Annotated in this window: 18 protein-coding genes; 8 read left to right on the plus strand and 10 right to left on the minus strand. The window is 72.8% G+C overall.

The window, feature by feature from the left end:
* Positions 1 to 131: 131 nt before the first annotated feature.
* The 5 genes from D7M15_RS06940 to D7M15_RS06960 form a co-directional block, all read right to left on the minus strand.
* Positions 132 to 1,877 carry a histidine kinase gene (locus tag D7M15_RS06940; protein ID WP_121516686.1) on the minus strand — a complete coding sequence of 582 codons (1,746 nt, stop codon included), beginning with the start codon at positions 1,875 to 1,877 and terminating at the stop codon, positions 132 to 134.
* A 131-nt stretch (positions 1,878 to 2,008) separates the two neighbouring features.
* Entirely contained in the window at positions 2,009 to 2,239 is a 231-nt protein-coding gene (locus D7M15_RS06945) for a helix-turn-helix transcriptional regulator (RefSeq protein ID WP_121516687.1), read from the minus strand.
* The gene (locus tag D7M15_RS06950; RefSeq protein WP_121516688.1) at positions 2,239 to 2,736 is read right to left on the minus strand and encodes a DUF2975 domain-containing protein; all 498 of its coding nucleotides are present in this window, start codon (positions 2,734 to 2,736) and stop codon (positions 2,239 to 2,241) included. The genes D7M15_RS06945 and D7M15_RS06950 overlap by 1 nt, the downstream gene beginning before the upstream one ends.
* A 90-nt stretch (positions 2,737 to 2,826) precedes the next feature.
* A complete protein-coding gene (locus tag D7M15_RS06955; RefSeq protein ID WP_121516689.1) occupies positions 2,827 to 3,735 on the minus strand; it encodes a PDR/VanB family oxidoreductase in 909 nt (302 codons plus the stop codon).
* A 92-nt stretch (positions 3,736 to 3,827) separates the two neighbouring features.
* Positions 3,828 to 4,457, minus strand: a complete 630-nt coding sequence (locus D7M15_RS06960; RefSeq protein ID WP_121516690.1) for an MSMEG_1061 family FMN-dependent PPOX-type flavoprotein — start codon at positions 4,455 to 4,457, stop codon at positions 3,828 to 3,830.
* 136 nt (positions 4,458 to 4,593) lie between these two features.
* On the opposite strand from D7M15_RS06960, the gene D7M15_RS06965 reads away from it, so the two are divergent.
* Positions 4,594 to 5,220 (plus strand): TetR/AcrR family transcriptional regulator, encoded by a 627-nt coding sequence (locus tag D7M15_RS06965; protein WP_121516691.1) that lies wholly within the window; start codon positions 4,594 to 4,596, stop codon positions 5,218 to 5,220.
* A 161-nt stretch (positions 5,221 to 5,381) separates the two neighbouring features.
* Here the strand turns inward: D7M15_RS06965 and D7M15_RS06970 are convergent, their stop codons facing one another.
* Positions 5,382 to 6,362, minus strand: a complete 981-nt coding sequence (locus tag D7M15_RS06970) for a phosphatidylinositol-specific phospholipase C (RefSeq protein WP_121516692.1) — start codon at positions 6,360 to 6,362, stop codon at positions 5,382 to 5,384.
* A gap of 377 nt (positions 6,363 to 6,739) precedes the next feature.
* On the opposite strand from D7M15_RS06970, the gene D7M15_RS06975 reads away from it, so the two are divergent.
* The 6 genes from D7M15_RS06975 to D7M15_RS07000 all read left to right on the plus strand — a co-directional run bounded on the left by D7M15_RS06975 (position 6,740) and on the right by D7M15_RS07000 (position 13,961).
* Positions 6,740 to 8,284 (plus strand): ABC transporter substrate-binding protein, encoded by a 1,545-nt coding sequence (locus D7M15_RS06975; RefSeq protein ID WP_121516693.1) that lies wholly within the window; start codon positions 6,740 to 6,742, stop codon positions 8,282 to 8,284.
* Position 8,285: 1 nt separating this feature from the next.
* Positions 8,286 to 9,230, plus strand: coding sequence for an ABC transporter permease (locus tag D7M15_RS06980; protein ID WP_121516694.1), 945 nt, complete (start codon positions 8,286 to 8,288; stop codon positions 9,228 to 9,230).
* A complete protein-coding gene (locus D7M15_RS06985) occupies positions 9,227 to 10,252 on the plus strand; it encodes an ABC transporter permease subunit (protein ID WP_240649165.1) in 1,026 nt (341 codons plus the stop codon). The genes D7M15_RS06980 and D7M15_RS06985 overlap by 4 nt, the downstream gene beginning before the upstream one ends.
* On the plus strand, positions 10,249 to 12,057 hold the full coding sequence (locus tag D7M15_RS06990) for an ATP-binding cassette domain-containing protein (protein ID WP_121516695.1): 1,809 nt from the start codon (positions 10,249 to 10,251) through the stop codon (positions 12,055 to 12,057). The genes D7M15_RS06985 and D7M15_RS06990 overlap by 4 nt, the downstream gene beginning before the upstream one ends.
* Positions 12,054 to 12,860: a class I SAM-dependent methyltransferase gene (locus tag D7M15_RS06995; RefSeq protein WP_165906211.1), complete on the plus strand. Its 807-nt coding sequence runs from the start codon at positions 12,054 to 12,056 to the stop codon at positions 12,858 to 12,860. The genes D7M15_RS06990 and D7M15_RS06995 overlap by 4 nt, the downstream gene beginning before the upstream one ends.
* 141 nt (positions 12,861 to 13,001) lie before the next feature.
* A complete protein-coding gene (locus D7M15_RS07000; protein WP_121516696.1) occupies positions 13,002 to 13,961 on the plus strand; it encodes a cobalamin-binding protein in 960 nt (319 codons plus the stop codon).
* A gap of 9 nt (positions 13,962 to 13,970) precedes the next feature.
* Here the strand turns inward: D7M15_RS07000 and D7M15_RS07005 are convergent, their stop codons facing one another.
* From D7M15_RS07005 to D7M15_RS07015, 3 genes are all read right to left on the minus strand, one after another.
* The gene (locus D7M15_RS07005) at positions 13,971 to 14,771 is read right to left on the minus strand and encodes an aminotransferase class IV (protein WP_121516697.1); all 801 of its coding nucleotides are present in this window, start codon (positions 14,769 to 14,771) and stop codon (positions 13,971 to 13,973) included.
* A 213-nt stretch (positions 14,772 to 14,984) separates the two neighbouring features.
* Positions 14,985 to 15,530 (minus strand): CYTH domain-containing protein, encoded by a 546-nt coding sequence (locus D7M15_RS07010; RefSeq protein ID WP_121516698.1) that lies wholly within the window; start codon positions 15,528 to 15,530, stop codon positions 14,985 to 14,987.
* 68 nt (positions 15,531 to 15,598) lie between these two features.
* Complete coding sequence (locus tag D7M15_RS07015) at positions 15,599 to 16,702, minus strand: radical SAM protein (protein WP_121516699.1); 1,104 nt, start codon at positions 16,700 to 16,702, stop codon at positions 15,599 to 15,601.
* 603 nt (positions 16,703 to 17,305) lie between these two features.
* Here D7M15_RS07015 and D7M15_RS07020 point away from each other — a divergent pair.
* Entirely contained in the window at positions 17,306 to 18,580 is a 1,275-nt protein-coding gene (locus D7M15_RS07020) for a transcriptional regulator (protein ID WP_121516700.1), read from the plus strand.
* On the opposite strand, the gene D7M15_RS07025 is transcribed toward D7M15_RS07020, so the two are convergent.
* Positions 18,561 to 19,220, minus strand: a complete 660-nt coding sequence (locus D7M15_RS07025) for an HAD family hydrolase (protein ID WP_121516701.1) — start codon at positions 19,218 to 19,220, stop codon at positions 18,561 to 18,563. The two genes, D7M15_RS07020 and D7M15_RS07025, sit on opposite strands and share 20 nt — an antisense overlap.
* Positions 19,221 to 19,289 lie beyond the last annotated feature (69 nt).

Below are 19,289 nucleotides of genomic sequence, written 5' to 3' on the forward strand. Positions count from 1 at the left end.
GCGCCTCCCCCGTACGCCCACCCCCGCCGGGGCGCGCGCCCCCGCTCGTACGCGCCCCGCCTCCGTACGCCCGCGCACCCCCGGTCCGTCGCCCGACCGGGCCCCCGCCCGCGGCCCGGTCGGGCGACGGGTCAGAGCTTGACCTCGAAGGACTGCTTCTCCACGAGCTTCCCCTCACGGAAACAGAAGCGGTACACGAGCTCCTTCTCCAGGTTCTCCTTGGTCGCGGAGGACATGAAGTGGCGGCATGTGGCGCCCTTGGGGATCGCGGGCCCCTCGGACTCGTACTCGCCGGTCATCAGGTCGCTGCCCTCCGGCAGTCGCGACTCCACGTCGTCGAGCGAGGACCCCAGCTCGATCCTCCGGTACGTGTCCTCCGAGATGGTGGCCTTGTCGACCTCCTCGAAGAGCTTCATCGCGCCCCAGCCGAGGAGCGCGAGGCCCCCGACGACCACGATGACGCAGACGGCGGCGCACCCGATGGCGGTGTTCTTCCTGGTGGACATGACGGCGTTGTACTCCTCGGACAGTTGGGAACGGTCGATGACCGGTCCACCGTCGCCGAGCGCGCCCACCCCGGTCTGCCGCCGGAAGTCGCCCTCCGCAGCGACGAACGTCGCGTCCGCGGGCGCCCCGGCACCTCCGTCCGTACCGCCGGACGCGCCCCCGTACGCGCCGTCCTCCTCGCCGTACGGCAGCACCGCCGCCAGCCGGAAGCCGCCGCCGGACGCGGGCCCGTGGTGCAGCATCCCGCCGACCCGCCCGGCCCGCTCCTCCAGGCCGCGCAGGCCCGCGCCGCCGCTGACCGCGCTGCCCGCGGCGGCGCGGGCGGCGTCGTCCGCCGGGCCGTTGGCGACCTCGACGAGCAACGAGTCCGGCTCGTAGCGCAGGGTCACGGTGACGGGGGCGCCGGGGGCGTGCTTGTGGATGTTGGTGAGGCCCTCCTGCACGACGCGGTACGCGACCTGGTCGCCCGCCGTGCCCAACGGACGGGCGCGGCCGAAGCGCCGCAGCTCCACGGTGGCCCCGGCGGCCCGCGACGCGTCCACCACGGCGTCCACGTGCGCGACACCGTGCAGCTCCGCGCGGTCGGCGCGCACGTCCTGGGTGTCGTCGCGCAGCAGGCCGACGACGTCGCGGAGTTCGTGCATGGCCAGCCCGGAGGCGTCGCGCAGCACGCCGACGGCCTCGCGCTGCCGGTCCGAGAGCGTCGGGTCGACCTGGAGCGCGCCGGTGTGGACGGCGATGAGGGCCAGCTGGTGGCCGAGGCTGTCGTGCATGTCCTGGGCGATGCGGTGGCGCTCCCGCAACCGGGCCTGCCCGGCGATCAGTTCCCGCTCGCGCAGCAGCTGGGAGTTGTGCTTGTGGAGGGTGAGCAGGAGCATCCGGCGCTGCGCGCGGTAGCGGCCGATCAGGGCGGGGACGACGGCGACGCCCACGAAGTACACGGAGACGAAGGCCGCGTCCCGGGCGAGCGAGAACACCCACGGGTTCGTGTGCACCGTGAGCGCGGTCTGCACCGCGAACGTCGCGGCGAACGCCGCCACCGCGTTCCTCGGCCGCTCGATGCGCCAGCCCGCGGACCAGCTGGCGACGACCAGCAGCGGCGTCGCGCCGTCCACGATCCCGCCGTTCAGCGCCCCGGCGATCACCAGCACCGTCGCGGGAAAAGCCATCCGCAGGAGGCCCAGCACCAGGACGGCGAGCGTGCTCAGGACGGTCGGCAGGAGGCCGTGGTCCGTATTGAGCTGGATCAGCACGCACGACCCCGCGAGCTGGACGCCGACGGCTGCCTCCTTGAGGAGGCGCGTACGGGTCCAGGGGCCGGGGAGTAGCCGGCGGGCGAGGGCACGCGCGGCTGTCGCTGTCGCTTCCACACGGTGACGATAGTGAGGGCCGTAGGGGGCGCGCACCCCTCCTTGGTGCCGGGCGGGGGCGACGAAGGTGCCGGGCGCGCGGGGACCGTACGTACGCGGGGCGCGGGGACCGTACGTACGCGTGTGACCACCTAGGGGCCGTCGGGTGGCGCTCCCTCGTCGGGCACCCGGCGGAGCACGTCGCCCGGCTGGCACTCCAGGACGCGGCAGATCGCGTCGAGGGTCGTGAACCGTACGGCCTTGGCGCGGCCGTTCTTCAGTACGGCGACGTTGGCGGGCGTGATCCCGACGGCCTCCGCGAAGTCCCCCACCGACATCCCGCGCCGGGCCAGCTGCACGTCGAGGTCGACGACGATCGCCATCAGACCACCCCGGCCAGCTCGGTCTGGAGGTGCGTCGCCTTGTGCAGCAGGCCGCGCATGACGACGACCAGCAGCGCGAACCCCGCCCCCACGCCGGTACCCGCCGCCGCCGTGAAGAGGGCGCCGAGCAGCTCCATGCCGTCGTCGGGCGAGGGGATGTCGGCCACCAGGAGGTGCCCGGTGACACCGAGGGCGAGCAGGGTCGCCACGGCGGAGGCGCCGATGATCATGTCGACCCAGCGGAACGCGCGGGGTGTGAAGAGGGCGTCGCGCCGGACCATGCCGAGCAGCACCCACGTGGCGACGAGCGCGACCTGGACGCAGGCGACGCCGAGGACGGCGACGGTGACGTACGGCAGTTCGTACGGGCCGTACGGCGGGAAGCGGTCGACCTCGTCGGCGGCGGTGGTCGGGATGACCACCGCCTGACCGAAGAATCCGACGAGGAGGGCCAGGGCGACACCGGCCCGGAGCGTGGAGACGACAGCACCGTTCATCCATCGATTTTCGATCGATGTCGATCGAAAATCAATAGGTCGCGGGATCTCGACGTGACTGCGGCTCGCGGCCGGACGCCGCCCGTTCCCTCAGAGGTCCACCACCAGCCGGGGCGAACGGGCGCGGGACACGCACGCGTACATCCGGCCCGCCGGGGCGCCGACGTCGTCGCGGTGCTCCGGTTCCCCTTCCAGCACGGCCAGTTCGCAGCTGCCGCAGACGCCCTCCCGACAGCCGGACGGCAGCGGGAGCCCGGCGTACGCCAGCGCGTCCAGCAGCGACTCGTCCGCCGCGACCTCGACGACGCGCCCCGAGCGGGCGCACGCCACCTCGAACGGCGCGGCGGGCGCGAACTCCCGCTCCCGGGGCCGGAACCGCTCCGTCCGCAGCCGCTCGGCGGGGAACACCGCCTCCGCGTCGGCGAGCATTGAGGCGGGCCCGCAGCAGTAGACGAGCGTGCCGGGAGCCGTACGCGCCGCCAGCGCGGCGAGGTCCGGCCGCCCCTCCTCCGCCGTGACGACGGTCCGCACCCGCTCGCCGTACGCGGCGCGCAGCTCGTCCGCGAACGGCATGGCGGACGCCGACCGCCCCACGTACACCAGCTCCGCCCGCGCCCCGGCCGCGACGGCGGCCCGCAGCATCGGGGCGACGGCGGTGACGCCGATGCCGCCCGCGAGGAAGAGGTACGCGGGCGCGGGCAGGAGCGGGAAGTGGTTGCGCGGCAACGACACCTCCAACGGCCGCCCCGTACGCAGGAACCGGTGCACGTACTCCGAACCGCCCCGGCTCAGCGGGTCGTGGCGGACCGCGACGCGGTAGCGCTCGGGGTCGGCGGGGTCGCCGCACAGGGAGAACTGCCGGGTGAGCCAGTTCGGGAGCGCCAGGTCGATGTGCGCGCCCGGCTCCCAGGGGGCCAACGGGCCGTCGGCGCCGCGCAGTTCGAGGGAGAGGACGTCGTCGGCGAGCGGGTCGGCGCGGTCGAGGACGGTCTGCTGCATCGGTCGATCACCTCGCGGGAGGGAGGGGTGGGAGAGAGAGGGGGGCGCGTACGGGCGGATCGCGGAAACCGTCACGGTCAGGGTTCGGGCGGTCAGAACAGCTTGCGGTAGCCCGTCTCCAGGCCCTGGTCGACGAGCGCCGGGTCCATGTCCAACCCGAGCTGGTCGACGGCGACTTGACCCGGTGACGGCAGCTCCGCCGCGAGTTCCTGGCTGGCCGGGTCCCACAGGCGGGAGCGGATGAGGGCGCGGCCGCAGTGGAAGTAGACCTCCGCCACCTCGACGACGAGCGCCAACGCCGGTTCCCTCGCCTCGGTCCGCATCCGGGCGAGCACGTCGGGCTCGTCGGTGGGATGGGCGCGGCCGTTGACGCGCAGCGTCTCGCGCACGCCGGGGACGAAGAACAGCAGGCCGACGCCGTCGTTCTCTGCGAGGTTGCGGAAGGAGTCGGCGAGCCTGTTGCCCGGCCGGTCGGGCAGCGCGAGGGTGTGCGCGTCGAGGACCTTCACGAAGCCGGGGTAGTCACCGCGCGGCGAGCAGTCGGCGCGGCCCCGCGCGTCGGCGGTGGCGAGGGTGAGGAACGGCGAGTGCGCGATGAAGCGGTGCGCGTGCGCGTCGACGCGGTCGCGGACCTTCGCCCGGGTCATCGGCTCGGGCTCCCCGAGGCGGGCGCGCACCTCGTCCGGGGACACCCTCCGGGCGGTGGCGTGGGCAGGCGTCATGACGACCTCCGGAGCACTGCTGGAAGAACACGGACGGACGACCGCACCGCGGGTATCGGTGCAGCTCATGGCAGAATTATGAGCAATCATTCGCTTCGCGCGCCACTCGCGTACGCGCGTCCGCCAGGGAGGCGTCATGGCTTCGGACGACCGCAGGCTTGAGCCGCGGAAACAGCCCCGGCAGGCCCGCGCGGAGCTGACCCGGCAGCGCATCCTGGACGCGGCTGCTCACGTTTTCGCGGAGTACGGCTACGCGGCGGGCACCACCAACCGCATCGCGGAGCGCGCGCGGATCTCGATCGGCTCGCTCTACCAGTACTACCCGAACAAGGACGCCATCCTGAGCGAGCTGGTCACCCGGCACCTGGACGACGGGGTGGCCGCCATGGAACGCGACCGGGCGGACGGGCTGCCGGAGTCGCTGGAGGGCACGGTGCGCCTCTTCGTACGGACCGCCGTCGAGAACCACCGCGACGACCCGCAGTTGCTGCGCGTCATGGTCGAACAGGCGCCGCGCACCCGCGAGTTGCTGGCGAAGGTCGACGAACGGCAGCGGGAGCGCGTCGAGTTCTTCCGCGCTCTCTTCGACCGGCATCCGGAGGTACGGGTCGAGGACACCGAGACCGCCGCCCGGCTCGCGGTCTTCTCCGTCGAACTCGTCGTCCACCAACTGGTCGCCGCCCCCGACCCGGTGGACCTGACCCGGCTGGAGAACGAACTGGTCGCCATGGTCACCCGCTACCTCACGGCCCGCGACACCTGACCGCCCCCCGTACGCGTACGGGCACGGGTGCGCGTAGGGGAACGGGGAGGCGTACGGCGGCCCGCGCGCGCCCGTACGGCGGCGGCCCCGCGCGCGCCCGGGGGGTGCCGGGGCGGACGGGGCCGTCGTGGGGTGGTGCGGGGCGCGGGGCCCGGTGGGACTCAGAGCCCTTCGTTGAGGCGGTAGATCGCCTTCGGCAGGTCCGCGGCCTCGCTGCCCGCGAAGTCGAGGAGGATCGCGCCGTAGACGGGGCGGTCGCCGCGGTCGTACTCCTCGTTGAGGCGGGTCTCGACCTTCGGGTTCAGCTCCTTGGCGTAGTTGCGCGGCGCCGGGAGGAGTTCGCCGGTGGTGGTGCTGACGTAGTTGACCGACAGCCGCTTGGTGCCGCCCGCCTCGGACTTGGCGGCGTCGAGGTGCTCCTGCACCCGGTCCCACTTCTCCGCGACCGGCAGCTGGTAGTCGTCCTGGACGGAGAGCAGCGGGCCGTTGCGGTCGATGCCGCCGATGCCGGGCTCGCGGGCGACGAGCACGACCTTGCCGCGTACCGCGCCGAGCGAGGGCAGCGCGTCCGAGTCGCGGTGGACCAGGGAGTCGAAGCCCTGCTCCTTCATGTAGAGGTCGTTGAAGATGGCGGCGAACTCCTCGGCGGAGGCGTCCGAATGCTCCTTCTTCACCGACATCAGCACGGTCTCGCCCGGGTTCGCGGAGAGGAAGTCGCGACACTCGGTGAGGACGTTGTTGAAGTTCTTGTTCTGGTAGATCACGCCGTGGTGGATGGCGAACGCGCCGTCGATCGGGCGGCACCGGATGTCGAGGAAGCGCACGCCGCCGCTCAACAGGTCCGGCAGCGACAGGTCCTGGCACTTGGCGGTGTCGAAGGGGCCGCCGACCGTCGCGCAGCTGTTGTGCGTGCCCGGGATGGTCAGGTCGTCGATCGTACGGTCGTCGGGCAGCCCGGACATCCAGTTGTGCGGCTCGGCGGCGAACGCGGCCCGCGCGGCGGGCCGTCGGGGTGCGGCGCTCGCGCCGTTGGCGAGCAGTGTGCCGCCCGCGGCGAGGCCGAGCGCGGCGCCCGCCGCGCCGCGCAGCACGCCGCGTCTGCTGACGCGCTGGTCGCCGGAGTTCGCGAAGGTGTCGCGCACGGGGGTCTCCCTCGGTAGGTGGGGGGGGGTGGTGCCGCTCCCGCCCGGCGCTGCCGGGTGCCGTGCGGCGGGGTGCCGGAGCCTCGGGGTGCCGGGGGCGTCCGGCGCCGAAGTTACTCCACGGGAGCCCGCATTGGTAGAGGCCAATGCGCGCGGACGCAGGTGGGACGGGTCACGCCGACGCGCGCCGGGCGGGCGCCGGGCGCCGTACCCCGGGGTGTCCCACGCCACAGGGCGGCCTGTTGCACAGACCTCGCAACAACTTGTTGGATGCATATGCCGTACGCCGCCCCGGCCCGGCGGCGCCACCCGTTCCAGCGGCGCCACCCGTTCCAGCCGTTCCACCACCGCCCGCCCCCGCAGGAAGGTCCGCCCGCATGCCGGTCACCCCCACCCGCCGGAGCGTCCTCACCGCGGCGGCCGCCGCCGGTGCCGTACTGCTCACCGGGTGCGAGTCGGCGGGGAGTTCGGGCGGTACGGGCTCCGGCGGGCCGCGGCGCGGCGGGAGTCTGCGGGCGGCGTTCCCCGGCGCGGGCGTGAAGGAGACGATGGACCCGCACGCGCAGCGGCAGTTCGTCGACATCGCCCGGCACAAGGCGGTCTTCGACAAGCTCGTCGACCTGGACGCCACCCTGCGCCCCGTGCCCCGGTTGGCGCGCTCGTGGACCAGCGACCGTACGGCGCGCGTGTGGCGGTTCGAGCTGCGCGAGGCCGCGTTCCACGACGGGCACGTGCTCGACGCCGACGACGTGCTGTACTCCCTCTCCCGCATCCTCTCCCCCGACGCCGCCGACCACCTCGCGAAGCACTCCCTGTCCCACATCGACCTCCGCGAGTCCCGCGCGGTCGGCGCGCGCGGCGTGGAGATCGCCCTCGACCGGCCGGACGCGGAGCTGCCGACGCTGCTCGCGATGACCGGTACGGCCGTCGTCCGCAAGGGCTGGGACGACCCCGAACACCCCGTCGGCACCGGCCCGTTCCGCTTCGTGTCGTTCACCGCCGGGCGTTCCTTCACGGCCCGCCGCTTCGACGACCACTGGGCCGGGGCGCCGCACGTGGACGAGGTGCGCGTGCTGTCCGCCGACACCGAGGCGCGCGCCGCCGCCGTACGCGGCGGGGAGGTGCACTACGCGCACGAGCTGACGCCGACGTTCGCCCGCACCGTCGCACACGACAGCCGGGTACGGGTGGTGGCGACGAAGCGCAGCGGTGTGCAGGGCTTCGCGCTGAAGACGGACCGGCCGCCGTTCGACGACCCGAGGGCGGCGCTGGCCGTGAAACTGCTCGTCGACCGGGAGCGGCTGGTCGAGGTGGTGTGCGCGGGGCGCGCGGAGGTCGGCAACGACCTGTACGGCAAGGGCTACGCGTACTACCCGTCCGGCCTGGAGCAGCGCGAGCGGGACGTGGCGGAGGCACGGCGACTGCTGCGCCGTACCGGCCTGTTCAACAAGAAGGTGTCCTTCCACACCTCCACCGCCGCCGACGGCTTCGCGCAGGCCGCGCACCTCTTCACCGAGCAGGCGGGCGAGGCGGGCCTGCGGGTGGACGTCACCAACGGGCCGCCGGAGTCGTACTTCACGGACGTCCTCACCCGCGGCACCGTCACCAACCACCGCTGCGGCGCCATGCCCATCCCCACGTACCTCAGCGAACGGCTGCTGACCGACGCCCCGCAGAACGCCACCGCCTGGCACGACCGGGACTTCGACGCGTCCTACGCCGACGCCCGCGCCGTCGTCGACACCGGCGACCGTACGGCCCGTTACCGGAAGGTGCAGACGACGCTGCGCGACCGTGGCGGGCTGGTGCTGTGGGCGCACCCGGAGTGGCTGAACGCGGTCGCGCGCACGCTGCACGGCGTACGCGAGGCCCCGCCCAACACCGTGGACTGGGCCCGGTTCGACACGGTGTGGCTGGACTGAGGTGCTGCGCTACACCCTGCGCCGGTGCGCCTGGACCGTCGTGCAGCTCGCGGTGCTGGCCGTCGTCGTGTTCGCGCTGACGAACCTGCTGCCGGGGGACGCCGCCACCGTCGACTTCAACGAGCAGGCCGGGTTGGAGCAGGTCGCGGAGTTGCGCGCGCAGATGGGCCTGGACCGGCCGTGGGGCGAACGCCTCCTCGACTGGGCGTACGGCGTCGCCCACGGCGACCTCGGCACGTCCCTCGTCGGCGGCGGCCCGGTGAGCGGGGTGCTGGCCGCGTCGATCGGCGTCACGGCGACGCTCGCGGCGGTCACGCTGCTGCTCCTCGTCCCGCTGGCCACCGCCGTCGGGCTGCTGACGGGGCTGCGCGCGGGCGGCCGTACGGACCGGGCGGTGTCGGCCGTGACGCTCACGCTGACGTCGGTGCCGGACTTCGTGCTGGCGCTGCTGCTCGTCGCGTTCTTCTCGCTGCGCCTGGGCTGGCTGCCGTCCACCTGGGTGGGCGTCGACGGCGCGTGGTGGGAGCGGCCGGAGCTGTTCGTGCTGCCGGTGGCGGTGCTGCTGGCGCGCACGGTGTGCACGCTGTCGCGGCAGGTACGGGCGGGCACGATCGCGGCGCTGCACTCCGGTTGGGCGGTGCAGGCGCGGCGGCTCGGCGTACCGCGCGGGCGGCTGGTGCTGCGGCACGTACTGCCCAACGCGGCCGTGCCCGGCGTACAGGAACTGGCCCGTACGGGCGACCAGTTGCTCGGCGGCGTCCTCGTCGTCGAGGCCGTCTTCGCCATCCCCGGCACGGCCACGGCGCTGGTCGAGGCGGTGCAGAACCGCGACGTGCCGACCGTGCAGGGGCTGGCCCTCGCCCTGGCCGCCGTGGCCTGCCTGCTGAACCTCGGCGCCGACCTGGTCACGCGCCGCCTGGCGCCCCGTACGGAGGTGCTGCGGTGAAGGCCGCACGGGTGGCGAACGGCGCACGGGTGGTGAACGGCGTACGGGCGCTGGTGGAGCGCGTACGGCGGGTGGCGCGCGTACGGCGGGACGGGCCCGTACGCGGGGTGCCGCGCGGGTCGCGGGCCCGGCGCGGGCGGGCGCTCGGTGGCGGGCTGCTGCTGGTGCCGCCGGTGGCGGCGGCGCTGCTGGGTCCGTTCCTGGCACCCGACCCCGTACCGTCCGACGGCGCCCCGTACGCCCCCGACGAGGGGCCGCTGGGCACGGACGCGCTCGGCCGCGACGTACTGGCGCTGGTGCTGCGCGGCGGCGCGAGCGCGCTGGGCGTGGCGTGCGCGGCGGTGGCGCTGGCCGTCGTCCTCGGCGGCGCGCTGGGGCTCGCGGCGGCGGCCTCGCGCAGCCGCCGGGTGGACGACCTGCTGATCCGGCCGGTCGAACTGCTGCTGCCGCTCCCCTCGTTGCTGGTGATCAGCCTCGTCGGCGTCGGCTGGCGCGGCCACCCGGTGGCGGTGGCGCTCGCGGTGGCCGCCCTCAACGTGCCCGCCGTCGCCCGCCTGTTGCGCGCGGCGGCGCTGGACGCGGCCAGTGGGCCCGTCGCCGAGGCGATGCGGCTCCAGGGCGAGTCGCGGGCGCGCGTCCTCTTCGGGCACGTCGGCCGGGCGGTGCTGCCGGTGGCCGCCGCCGACGCGGGTACGCGCGTGGGCACGGCCGTCTTCACCGTGGCCGCCGCCAACTTCCTCGGCCTGGGCCTGGATCCGACCTCCCCCGACTGGGGCGTGGTCATCGCGGCGAGCCGCGAGGCGCTGTTCGTGCAGCCGTGGGCGGTGTGCGCGCCGACGCTGCTGCTGGTGATGTTCACGGTGGGCGCGAACCTGCTGGCGGACGGCCTGCTGGGGGGCGGGGCGGTGGGCGGGGCCCGTACGGGGAGCGGCTCGCGTACGGGTGGCGGGCGTACGGGTGGCGCACGTACGGGTGACGGGCGTACGGGTGGCGGGCGCGGCGACGGGAAGGCGACGGCATGACGGGGGCGACGGGACGTGAACAGCCGGGCGGCGATGGCCGGGTGGGCTCCCCGTACGGGCCGGGCCCACTGGTCGAGGTGCGCGGGCTGACGGCGCGCGCCGGTACGGCGACCCTCCTCGACGGCGTCGACCTGACCGTCACCCCGGGCACGGCGACGGCCCTCGTCGGCCCGTCCGGCAGCGGCAAGACCACCGCCGCGCTGGCCCTGCTGGGCGAGGCGGCGCCGGGCGTACGGCTGGCCGGGAGCGTACGGGTCGGGGGCGTCGCCGTGGTCGACGACGACGGCCCGGCCGCCGGAGCGGCGGACGTACGCGGGCGCCTCCTCGCGTACATGCCGCAGCACCCCGCGCACGCCCTCAACCCGGCCCGGCGGATCGGCGCCGTACTCACCGAACTGGCGCGCCTGCACCGCCCGTTCGGCACCGGCGGCCGGTCCGCGGCCGAGGCGTACGCGGCCGGGGCGCTGCACACCGCCGGGCTGACCCCGGACCCCGGGGGCAAGGGCATGGACGGGGGCGGCGAGCAGGGCGGCGGCGTGAGCGCGGCCGAGGGGCGGGCGCTGCGGCGGCGCTTCCCGCACCAGTTCTCCGGCGGGCAGCGCCAACGGGTCGCGCTGGCACAGGCGTTGGCGTGCGGCCCGCGCGTCCTCGTCCTCGACGAGCCCAGCACCGGCCTGGACACGGTGGCGCGTGCCCGGCTGGCCGGGCAGCTGAACCGGCTGGTGGCGGACGGCTTCGGCGTACTGCTGCTCAGCCACGACCACGACCTCGTACGGGCGGTCGCGCCCCGTACCGTGCTGCTGGACCGGGGCCGCGTCGCGGACACGGGCGCCACCGCCGACGTCCTCCCGCCACCCCGACCGGCGCCCCAACGGCCTTACACAGACCGGCCGTTGCCCCCACCCGCCGCCGGGGACACCGCCGTTCCCGCCCTCGTCGCGCACGGCCTGACGGCCTGGCTGCGTACGGGGCGGCGCGGCGCCGTGCTGCACGACGTGTCCGTGACGGTGCCGGAGGGCGGCTGCGTCGCCGTCGTCGGGCCGTCCGGCAGCGGCAAGACCGTACTGGCCCGCTGCCTCGCCGGACTGCACGAACGCCACGACGGGCGGCTCGTGTTGCGCGGCGAGCCGCTGCCCGTACTGCGGCGGCGGACGGCGCGGCAGATCCGCGGCGTGCAGTACGTGTGGCAGGAGGTGCGCGGCTCGTTCGACGAACGGCGCACCGTGCTGGAGCAGGTGGCCCGTACCGCCGTACGGCTGCGTGGCCTTCCCGCGCCGGAGGCGGCGGAGCGGGCCCGCCGGATCGCGGAACGGCTCGGCCTGACGCCCGCTCAGCTGACGCGATACGCCGCCGAGTTGTCCGGCGGGGAGCTGCAACGGGCCGCGCTCGTACGCGCGTTGCTCGCCGCGCCCGACGTGCTGGTCTGCGACGAGATCACCACCGCGCTCGACGCCACCGCCACCGCCCTGGTGACGGCCGAGATCGCGCGGCTGCGCGGGCGCGGCACGGCGGTGCTGTGGGTCGGCCACGACCTCGCGCTGGTCGAGGAGTTGGCCGACACCGTTGTCATTCTGGACGCGGGCTCTGTCGTGGAGGCCGGGAACTGCCGTACCGTCCTCGCGTCGCCCCGGTCCGGAACCGCCCGCCTGCTGCTGCGGTCCCGGCGCCTGGGCGCGGAAGTCCCCGCCGTACCTCCGGAAGCGGAGTCCCCGGAAGCCGTACCTCCGGAGACCTCGCCGCCGGAGGTCCGGCCGCCGAGCGAGACCGACTCCCCCGTTCACCGAGAGGACCGACCGCAGCCATGACCCCCACGACCACCCCCGCGCCCACGACCACGACCACGTCCGACTGGCAACGTTGGCAGACCAGTTGGGACCGTCAGCAGGAGTGGTACATGCCCGACCGGGAGGAGCGCTTCCGGGTCATGATCGACCTGGTGGAGGCCCTCGTCGGCACCACGCCCCGCGTGCTGGACCTCGCCTGTGGCACCGGCAGCATCTCCGAACGGCTGCTGCGGCGGCTCCCCGGCGCCACCACCGTCTGCGTGGACATCGACCCGGCGCTGCTCACCATCGGCCGCGGCCACTTCACCGGCGACGAGCGCGTGTCGTTCGTCGAGGCGGACCTGACCAGGCCCGGCTGGACCGAGGAGCTGCCCCACACCTCGTACGACGCCGTGCTGACGGCCACGGCCCTGCACTGGTTCGACACGGAGCCGCTGCGCGACCTGTACGGCGCCCTGGCCGGACTGGTCCGCGAGGGCGGCGTCTTCCTCAACGCCGACCACATGCGGGACGAGTCGGCGCCCCGCATCAACGCCGCGCTGCACGAACTGCACTCCGCACGCCAGGAGAAGCAGCGCGCCGACGGCGCCCTCGACTGGTCCGCCTGGTGGCAGGAGGTGTCCCGCGACCCGGCCCTGGCGCGGCCCGCCGCCAAGCGCTTCGCCCTGCTGGGCGACCCCCGCAAGCCCGCCCCGGAGGGCGCGAAGCGGGACCGCCCGACCGCGACGGACTGGCACGTCGACACCCTGCGCGAGCAGGGGTTCAGCGAGGTCAGGCAGGTGTGGTGCTCCGCCAGCGACGCACTGGTGGCCGCGCTGCGCTGACCCCACCGGCCGTCACCCGTACGCGTGCCGCCGACCGCACCCGGCACGCGTACGGCCCGACCCGGCCCGACCCGGACGAACCGGACGGCAGGGGTCGTACGGTCGCGGCACGCGCACGGTCGGGGGCCGTACGGTCGGGACATGCGCATCGTCTCCCTGCTGCCCGCCGCCACCGACATCGTCGCCGAACTCGGCCTGGCCGACGCCCTGGTGGGCCGCACCCACGAGTGCGACTGGCCGCCCGCGCGAGTGGCGGACGTCCCCGTGGTGACGTCCGCCGGGTTCGCGCCGGACGCGCTGAGCAGCCGCGAGATCTCGGCGGCGGTGGGCGGTCGCGGAGAAGGGGGCGGGACCGTCGCCGGGGCGTCCGGCGCGGGCGAACACCAGGGGTCGTCGCTCTACGCCCTGGACGTCGAGGCGCTGGCCCGCCTCGCCCCGGACGTGGTCCTCACCCAGGACCTGTGCGACGTGTGCGCGGTGTCGTACGGGAGCGTCACCCGGGCCGTACGCGTCCTCGACGGCGGCGGCCCACGCGTGCTCAGCCTCGAACCCCGCACCCTGGACGACGTGTTGGACTGCCTGGTCCGCGTGGGCGACCTGCTCGGGGTACGGGCGACCGCCCTGGAACGCCGGGCAGAGCTGCACCAACGGCTGGCGGACGTACGGCAGTTGACGCGCGGCCTGCCCCGTACGCGCACCATGGCCATCGAGTGGCTGGACCCGCTGTGGCCCGCCGGGCACTGGGTGCCGGACCAACTCGCCTGCGCGGGCGGCGCGTCCCTCCTCGCCGCCCCGGGCGAGCACACGAGCCCCGTGAAGTGGGACGCCGTACGGGCCGCGCGCCCGGACGCGGTACTGCTCATGCCGTGCGGCTTCAGCCCCGAACGCACCCTGTGCGAAACGGAGTCGCTCACCTCCCTGCCCGGCTGGGCGGAACTGCCCGCCGTACGCGCCGGACGCGTCTGGGTCCTCGACGGCCCCGCGTACTTCAACCGGCCGGGCCCCCGCGTCGTACGCGGCGCGGAGGTCCTGGCCCGCCTCCTGCACGACGTCCCGGCGGGCGCGCCGCTCCACCCGGACGAGGCCCGCCACCTGGGGTGACGCGGCCCGTCACCCGTCGCCGTCGTCCTCCAGCCGCTCGCCGGGCAGCGCCGCGTACGCCTCCCGGAGCCGCAGCACCACCTCGTGGTCCACGGGGAACGCGGTGTCGTCGATCGCGGCCAACGCCCGTACGCCGACAGCGGTGTTGGTGACGAACGCGGCTGCCATGCCCTTCGCCCGCTCCGGCGTCACGGGGCTGACGCGGTGCGTGCCGTACGGCCGGAGCAGGGCCCGCGTCACACCGGGGAGCACGCGGGCGTCGGGCCACACGACGGTGCCGTCGTGGTCGACGAAGGCGACGTTCCAGGTGGGGCCCTCGGAGACCAGCCGGTCGCGGCCGACGAACAGCGCGTCGTCGGCACCGACACGCTGCGCCGTCCGCCGCGCGTGCAGGGCGCCGAACAGGCCCGTGTGCTTCACCTCGGGCAGATCGCGTTCGTACACCACGCTCCGTACGCGTAGGGGTTCCGCCGCCGGCGGGCCCGCCTCGCGCACGGACACGAACACGCGCGGCGCGCGGGCGTCGGCGGGACGCCCCAGGTCGACGCCGGGATCGTGCACCGTGACCCGTACGACGCACGGCAGGCTCCGCCCCTCCAACGCCTGCCGCACGTACGCCCGCACGCGGCCGGTGTCGAGCGCCGTGTTCCACACGGCGGAACAGTCCCGTACGAGCCGCTCCATGTGCAGCGCCAGCCCCCGCACGCTCCCGTCGCCCTCGACCCGCAGGGACGTGAAGTGCCCCATGTTCGTGAGGGCCAGGGCGGCCAGATCGTCGGCGGAGACGGGCCGCCCATCGAGAGTCACCATGCCCCCAGCCTGCCAGGACCGCCCGCGACCTGCCGCGTTCAGCCGAAGTGGGGCGGCAGGCCACAGCGTTCGGGGACAGGAAACGGACCCGGTGGCAAAACCGTTGCCACCGTGGGTGTCCGCTCGCGGCGACACGGTCGAGCATCAACCCGCCCACCACACTCTTACCGGACTTCGCAGCCTGAGCGGTGCTCGGTGATCTCGTCGGGCCCGTCAGGCGAAGAGCAGGGTGGGTTCGGTGAGGATGTCGCGGTCCAGCTCGCTCTTGTAGATGAGGTCGATGCTTCCGAAGCGGGCCTGTGCGTAGTCGAAGCCGAGGTCCGACACAGCTTTGCGGACCGCTTCCTCGGAGTCGGCCTCGACCTCCAGGAAAGTGGGGAGACCGGGCCAGGTGTCGAGGTCGTAGGCAACTCCGTCCAGCTGCCATTCCTCGCGGTAGTTCTGCTGATACCGCACCTGGCGAAGACCGAGAGCGGCGAGAAGTTCCGCGGTGCGGTCCAGGTCGTCGACCTCGACCTCGATCTCGGTGGTGCCGTTGATGTGAGTGGCGTCGCTGACCTGCTTGAGCGTCAGTGTGGTCTTGCCGCCCTCATCTCGCAGGCGCAGCCATTGCTCACCCTGGACGGCATCGTTCTCGAAGATGAGCCGGGTGAACATCGTCCTGTCGAAGGCCCTCTCGGCGCCGACAGCCCGCAGCCGGTCGCGGACGACATCGACGTCGACCCGCAGGAACTTCGCTTCGTATTCGTGCCGAGCCAAAACATTCTCGCTTTCGATCAGTTGGTGTCTTCCGTGCGGTACTCCGCTACGGAGGGCTTACGACGGTTCTACGCGGTCAGGGCTTGGAGTTCGCGCAGATCCTGCTCGCGGGTCCTGCGAACCTCGGCGCACATCTGGCTGTCCACGAACTCTTCCACGGACAGACAGAGATCCATGCGCTGGATGCACACGCCCACGTGGAAAACGCCTTCCCGGTCGCGGTACAACCGGACGCCGTAGTAGCCCTCCTGACAGTCGGTGCTGTTGTTGAGGGGGCACCTCGTACAGGTCCCCAGCAGTCGCAGCGGGCGTATGTGCTTGACGACCAGTCGTTGGCCATCAGGCAGCCGGTAGGCGATGCGAAATCCGGAGGTGCCGGCGATCAGATGGACCTCTTCAGGCCGGGCATCGAGTTGGTCCAGAAGCGCGCCGACTGCGTCGAGGGAAGCGGGACCGTCAGCCAACGAGGTCAGAACGCGTACGGACACCCGTGGCGAGTACCTCTCCAGCAGGCGGTGGACCCTGGGGATGTGGCTGTGGTCGGGGATGACGATGTTCGCGCGTACGCCGATACCGAGGGAGCTTGCGAGTCGTATCGACTGCTCCAGTGCCATGATCTTGTGGGTGGCTCGCCGTCGGGAGCGGTACCGGCTGTCCTGGACCTGAGCGAGTTCCTCGGAAGTGGTGCCGAAGATCGAGAAGTTGGCGTGGTCGAGGCCCGCCCGAGCGCACTCGGGCAGCGATCGCGCGCCATTCTCGCCGTTCGAGGTGACGCTGGCGGAGTAACCGGCGCCCCTGGCAAGGGTGATGATCTGGGCAAGGCGCGGATGAAGGGTCGGCTCACCGCCAGTGAGGTGGACCTCGTCGAAGCCGAGCGCGTCTCGCAGTTGGGAGAGGGCTGTACGGAACGACTCGTCGGGGACGATGGGAGCGCTGAGGAAGCGGGCGCCATTCGAGCCGAGATAGATCGATGTCCGCCCCGATCTACCTGCGGACGCGAAGGGAACCGATCGGCGACCGGGGTTGTCCGCGCTGACAGGGGTCCCTTCGTTGTGGCAGAAGGTGCAGGTCAGACCGCAGGCGTCGATGACCTTCACCCTCAGCGTGCGGTCCATCGAGACCCGTACGGGCACGTCGCTGCTGATCTGCCGTAAGGCATGGTGCTGGAACATGACCGCTGCTCCTTGGAGACGGGAGTGATTCATGGCGCGAAGACCGCGCCGAGGACTTCCTGCCGGGCGGGCGGAGAAGCAATTGAGGGCCAAGCCCTGCTCAGCACGGGCCCGGGCATTGAACGCGCTCCCACAGGCGGGACAACGAATTGCTGAGCCAAGCCGAGCTGTCGAGTACCCGTGATGTCCCAAGTGGCAGTGGTGCCGTGGACGCGAGCCAGTGGAGAGCGGGCCCGTGCGGGGCCTCGATAACGGCGCCGCTGCGGGAGCTCAGCAACTCCAAGACGCGTATACCCGCGCGGCGTGGGACACAGATCGCGCCTCAACAGATGCAAACGGCTTGGAGCTTGTAGCCGCCAATAGTATCTATTGCGGACATATCCGCCTTATCTCGTGATCGTGTCATGATGTGGGGCTCCTAGCCGGAAGGCTGGAATATGGAGCTGTCATCGTCGCGATCGAAAAGGGCTCTTTCGAGGACTTTCAGAGGTCATCTACAGGGCCTCAAGAGGGCTTCAATCTGAACCTGTTGGTGATTTCACGCCCTGAAGGGGGCCTTCCGTGAGATCGTCAGACCAGAGCCCGTCGCGTCACGGAGGTGCCATGCCCCGTCCCATAGGCAACACCCGCCTGAAGGCCGCTCGTGTAGCGGCGGGATACAACTCCCAGCAAGCCCTGACCGATGCCATTACGCGGGCGGCACCCCAACTCGGCATCCCCGGCTTGGCCGTTGGCGTCCGTCAAGTTCGGCGCTGGGAGTCCGCCGACCCCCCGTGGCCCCAGCCTGACGTCCGTCGGGTTCTCACGCATGTCCTGGGCCAGGACATCGAGGTCCTCGGCTTCACCGCTCCCTGGGGGCCGGGCCAGGGGCCACAAGAACCCGGTCGCGCAGTTTCAACGAGCGCGCCCGCGCCCCGGATGCGCCTAACCTCGGTCCCCGCACAGGCCGCGCTCGTCACGCAGCCGGCCACCGTCAGCACGGACTTCGAGGCAGTGACCCGCTCTCACCGCCACCTCTACTGGTCCGTCGCCCCGGCCATCCTCCACCCGGCCGTCCTGGAACACTCACGGCTCGGCTGCGCACTGCTCCCCGAGGTCGCTCCGCCCGCCCGCCCCCGCCTGGCAGCCGCGCTGGCCGAGACGTATCTCCTGGCCGGGCGCATCCAATTCTTCGACCTACGCGAACCCGAGCAGGCTGGCGAGACCCTGTTCAGGGCTCTGCAAGCAGCAGGAGAAGCGGACGACTCCCTCATGGGTGCCGCCGTCCTCGCCCACACCGCTTTCATCTCCGGTTGGGACGAGGACCGCGATGCGGCGGTCGAGCGCATGGTCGCCGCCCGTACCTACGCCCGCCGAGGCCGTGCCTCCGCCGAGTTCCGGGCCTGGCTCGACGCCGTCGAGGCCGAATGCGAGACACGCTGCGGCAACACCCGCATCGCTCTGCACCTCATAGGGCACGCCGAAGACGTCCTCGCAGACGGCTCGGAGCACACGACACCCCCATGGATGGACTGGTTCAGTCCCACCCGCTTGGCCGCGTTCAAGGGCAACACTCAGCTCAAAGCTGGCCACATCCCTCAAGCGCGCGAAACACTTCTCCAGGTCCTCGATGCGCTCCCGCCCGAGTCCAACAAACAGCGCACCGTCGTCCTCGGAGACCTCGCCGCCGTCGAGGTGGCGGACAGCAACCCGCAGCCAGCTTGCGCGTTCGCGGGTGAAGCCCTCGATCAGCTCGCCCTGACCTGGTACGCGACCGGCATGGACCGCATCCGCGAGGTCCGCCGCGCCCTCGCCCCCTGGCAGAAGGAGCAGTGCGTACGGGACCTTGACGACCGGCTCTACGACTGGGGAATGACGGTCAGCGCTCTCCAGCGTTGAACTTCGCCACCCTCTCGGGCAGTTCGGCCAGGGAGCCGATCCGCATCGTCGTGATCGCGTCCGCGTCCGGATCATTCTGCTGGATGGTTCCCCAGGGGCCGCGACGGATCAGCGCCGTCAGGAGTCCAGCCTGCACGGCGGGCCGGATGTCGTTGTCGAGCCGATCGCCCACGTACAGAATCTCGCCGGCCTCTGCGGGGGCCGCCTCGATGACGTGCTCGAAAAACGCCACGTCCGGCTTGGAGGCGCCCCAGTCGTCGCTGGTGGCGATCATGTCGGTGGGCAGGTCGAGGCCGCGCAACAGCCCTCCGGCGCGCACAGTCTGGTTCCCAGCGATTCCCACCCAGAGCCCGTCCCGGCGCAGCGCCTCCAGCGAGGGTCGTACGTCTGCGTACAGATCGTCCTCACCGAACCACTCGGGTCGCCCGGCATCGGCCCGCTTCTCCCGCTCCTCAGCCAGATCGAAGCCCGGCCGGAAGACCTGGAACGTCTCCCTGTAGTCCTGCCCCCGTGCGATGACCGCGCCGAACATCGCGGCGAACGTGTGCCGCGGCACCCCCAGCCAGTCCGCCCATGTCCCGTACTCACGGGTCTCGTCCACCAGGCACTCACCGACGTCGAACACCACTGCACGAATCATGGGCGGCAGCGTAGAACATCTGGGTGGCAGAAGGGCGGGGACCGAAGGAGACGAAGTCAGTCGCCCGTG

The sequence above is a fragment of the Streptomyces sp. Z26 genome (assembly GCF_003665095.1).
GTDB lineage: Bacteria > Actinomycetota > Actinomycetes > Streptomycetales > Streptomycetaceae > Streptomyces > Streptomyces phytohabitans.